The organism is Kribbella sp. (assembly GCF_035655035.1).
Classification (GTDB): domain Bacteria; phylum Actinomycetota; class Actinomycetes; order Propionibacteriales; family Kribbellaceae; genus Kribbella.
The window spans coordinates 1-1,912 of the sequence record NZ_DASRVN010000320.1; the positions used below are offsets into that span (position 1 = coordinate 1).

Consider the following 1,912-nt stretch of genomic DNA (forward strand, 5'->3'; position numbering starts at 1 on the left):
CCAGCAGTACGTCGACGTCCGTGATCCCCCAGTCGGCCAAGGCCTCCCGGGTGTGCTCCCCCGGCCGCGCGGGCGGCCTGTCCACGCTGGTCGGCGTCCGGTCGAAGCGCGGCGCGGGTGCCGCCTGCCGGACCCCGTCCACCTCGACAAAGGTGCCGCGGGCAACCAGATGCGGGTGGTCGCCGGCCATCGGCAGCACCGGCGCGACACACGCGTCCGACCCGTCGAAGACCTCGGTCCACTCGGCTTGCGTACGTTCCCGGAACGTCTCGGTCAGTACTTTGCGCAGCTCGGGCCACTGCGCCGGATCGTCGCGGTCCGGCGGGTTCAGCCCGAGCTTCTCGATCAGCTCGGCGTAGAACCGCGGCTCGAGTGCGCCGACCGCGACGTACTTGCCGTCCGCGGTCTCGTACACGTCGTAGAACGGCGCGCCGGTGTCGAGCAGGTTCGTCCCGCGTTCCTGCCGCCAGGAACCGGCGGCGAGCGCGCCGAGCAGCATCGTGGTCAGGTGCGCGGACCCGTCCACGATCGCGGCGTCCACCACCTGACCCCGTCCACTGCGCTGCGCCTCGTGCAGCGCCGCGAGCACGCCGATCACCAGGTACAGCGAGCCGCCCGCGAAGTCGCCGAGCAGGTTCGCCGGCACCTGCGGCGGTCCGCCCGCGCGGCCGATCAGGTGCAGCGCGCCCGCCACCGCCAGGTAGTCGATGTCGTGCCCCGCCGCCTGCGCCAGCGGCCCGTCCTGCCCCCACCCGGTCATCCGCCCGTACACCAGCCGCGGATTCACCGCATGGCAGTCCTCCGGCCCGAGCCCGAGCCGCTCGGCGACCCCAGGCCGGAACCCTTCGACCAGTACGTCGGCCTGCGCCACCAGCCGGCGTACGACGTCCACGGCCGCCGGCTGTTTCAGGTCCAGCGCGGCGCTCCGCCGGCCACGGTTCACCAGGTCCAGCTCCGGCGGGCCCATCGAGAGCCCGCCGCCGGGGCGGTCGATCCGCAGTACGTCGGCACCGAGCTCGGCGAGCAGCATGCACGCGAACGGCGCCGGGCCGATCCCGGCCAGCTCGACCACCTTCACGCCCTCGAGTGGACCCATGCGGACCATTGTGACAGTAGTACTGTCACGGTGGTCAAGTGAGCTTCCGCACCCCCGCGAGCGCGATCAGTGGCAGCACGACCATCAGAGCCAGAATGACCGCCAACCCGGTCGACAGCAGCGCCTGGCCGCCCTCCAGGTGACCGAGGTGGAAGAACAGGTGCGGTCCCGCGTATGCCAGGTAGGCGAGCAGCGCGATCGCGGTCAGGAACCGGTCGAACCGGAGCGCGGCCGCCGCCAGCACGATCCCGAGCCCCAGACTCGCGCCGCCGAAGTCGTGGAACAGGTGATCGCTGTACGGCGGTGTCCAGTTCACCGTCGGCACGTGGTCGTAGAAAGTCCTCGGCACGATCGACAACCACAGCCCGAGGAGGATCTCGAACGCCGCGAGCACGACCAGCACCGTGCGTACATAGGCCCTCATCGCAGGTACTCCGCGAACGTGATCTTCCCGTACTCCGGTCCGTCGACCGTCGCGTGGCCGGCCGCGAACGCGGCGAACGCCTTCCCCGGCAGGCGGACCGGCACCACCTGTCGGCGCACCGACCGGGCCTGCTTCCACAGCCGCGCCAACTCGACGACCGACAGTCGTTCCGGGCCGCCGATGTCCGGGGCGCGACCGTTCAGCGGCGGTTGCTCCGCGAGTTCGCCGAGCCGGACCGCGACCTCCTCGACCGCGATCGGCTGCAGCGGGATCGCCGGCGCGAGGACCGCGGGGAGGAACCGCTCGGCGCTGAGGATCTGATCGACGAGGTCGTGGAACTGGGTCGCGCGCAGCACCGTGTACGGCACGCCGGACTCGGCCACCAGGCGCTC

3 protein-coding genes are annotated in these 1,912 nt (G+C 71.8%); all 3 read right to left on the reverse strand.

The window, feature by feature from the left end; all coding sequences use genetic code 11:
• Window positions 1-1,096, reverse strand: a 1,096-nt coding sequence (locus VFF46_RS18195; RefSeq protein ID WP_325038332.1) for a CaiB/BaiF CoA-transferase family protein, incomplete at its 3' end; no start/stop codon positions are given.
• 34 nt (window positions 1,097-1,130) lie between these two features.
• Window positions 1,131-1,520 (reverse strand): hypothetical protein, encoded by a 390-nt coding sequence (locus VFF46_RS18200; RefSeq protein WP_325038333.1) that lies wholly within the window; start codon window positions 1,518-1,520, stop codon window positions 1,131-1,133.
• A partial coding sequence (locus tag VFF46_RS18205; protein WP_414673070.1) for an SDR family oxidoreductase occupies window positions 1,517-1,912 on the reverse strand: 396 nt, incomplete at its 5' end. The genes VFF46_RS18200 and VFF46_RS18205, both read right to left, overlap by 4 nt.